This is a genomic window from Pantoea sp. Pa-EAmG, from assembly GCF_030024295.1.
In the GTDB taxonomy this organism is placed as follows: domain Bacteria; phylum Pseudomonadota; class Gammaproteobacteria; order Enterobacterales; family Enterobacteriaceae; genus Pantoea; species Pantoea dispersa.
Window position 1 is genome coordinate 1 of record NZ_JASEWO010000341.1, and the last position, 1,508, is coordinate 1,508.

Here is a 1,508-nt window from a genome sequence, read left to right on the forward strand (position 1 = left end):
CCAGACGCGAGAGTTCATCAAGCGACATTTTTTTCTGGCTGCGATACTGCTTCAGGGAAGCGGAAAGCGCCTCATTAATTTTGGAAGCATCAGCGCCGGTCGTTATATTGACTTTTTTGTTCATCGGTCATTATCATAATCTAAAACGGTCATTTCAGGATTATCAAATGCTAATAGCTCATCCGTCAATCAGTTCCGACGTTGCCCTTCTGGCTCCCGGCTTCCGCGCGCTCAGCATCAGCGTATCTGCTGCACCACTCGTTAACGCCAGCTTTGGCGAAGAAGCGCTTCGTAAAGCCTGTGAAGAGGTACTCAACGGGCAACCTGGGTGGGCTGAAACGCATCTTAATGCATGGTCTGAAACCTTTCGCGCCTTCGGTGCGAAGCCCAGGCGCACGCCCTGTTCAGCAGAAGCCCTTCGCAAACGCGTGTTACGAGACGGGTTTATGACACCGCTTGAACCTGTAATTGACCTGTATAACGCAGTGAGTCTGCGGTATGCCGTTCCCGTGGGTGGTGAAAATCTGGAAGCCTATCGTGGCACTCCCCGTCTCATTATTTCAGACGGCAGTGAACCATTTGACACCCTCAAAGACGGTACTCCCTACGTTGAACAGCCCGATGCGGGAGAGGTAGTCTGGTGTGACGACTCAGGCGTTACCTGCCGACGCTGGAACTGGCGGCAGGGCATAAGAACGCGACTGAGTTCTTCAGATAAACACATGTGGTTCATTCTGGAAAGTCTGCCACAGATGCCAATTGAAGCTCTGCATGAGGCCGGCAAAATGCTGACAGACGGGCTGGAAGTCATGATGCCGGGAGTTCAGTCTGAAGTTTCATTCATTGAAACGCTCTAAGCGAATAGTAAACCGGCAGATCAACTGCCGGAACTTCCCCCTCAAATGTCATCTTTTCGCTTACAACTGTCCTTGAGTTTCCCGAAGACTACTCTGTGCCAAAAGTGGACATCGTTTTACCCTCTAAGGCTAATCTCACCAATTATGCGAATGCTAACAACGTTCTTCCAGCGCTTCTCTGATCCAATCACTGAACACACGCATGACGGCTTCTGTTCTGGCGGGGAGATGACGGTTGCGAGGCCAGAGCAAAGTGACTTCAGGCGCCCTGGTTTCTAGGGCGGGAAGAATACGAACCAGCTTATTGGTATCTAGCGCAGACGCCACGATGAAATTAAGGCTCTGCACGATCCCCATTCCGGCAACAGCGAGCTGCACCCGCGCTTCGGCATCGCCCACAGATGCCACCGTATCCGGCCAGAAAGTCCTGACTGCACCGTTACATTCAAATTCCCACCCCAGCTTCTCACCTGGCACCGGCAGCATAAAATCGATCAGTCGATGGGTATGCAACGCTTCAGGCGTTTCAGGTACGCCGAATTTCTGCAGGTATTCATGAGACGCCACATTTATGCGCAAAGGAAAGCCCAGCGAACGCTTGTGAAGATCCTGACATCCACCCGGAAATTATCCTGACCGATCAGCGCAGTG

The 1,508-nt window shown here is 52.0% G+C and carries 2 protein-coding genes and 1 pseudogene; 1 reads left to right on the forward strand and 2 read right to left on the reverse strand.

The annotated features are described in order from the left end of the window. A pseudogene (locus tag QMM04_RS22430) lies at positions 1–124 on the reverse strand (XRE family transcriptional regulator); the annotation flags it as partial. 43 nt (positions 125–167) lie between these two features. Here QMM04_RS22430 and QMM04_RS22435 point away from each other — a divergent pair. After that, a complete protein-coding gene (locus tag QMM04_RS22435) occupies positions 168–857 on the forward strand; it encodes a B3/4 domain-containing protein (protein WP_282997100.1) in 690 nt (229 codons plus the stop codon). A gap of 153 nt (positions 858–1,010) precedes the next feature. On the opposite strand, the gene QMM04_RS22440 is transcribed toward QMM04_RS22435, so the two are convergent. After that, positions 1,011–1,424, reverse strand: a complete 414-nt coding sequence (locus QMM04_RS22440; RefSeq protein ID WP_282997101.1) for a LysR substrate-binding domain-containing protein — start codon at positions 1,422–1,424, stop codon at positions 1,011–1,013. Positions 1,425–1,508 lie beyond the last annotated feature (84 nt).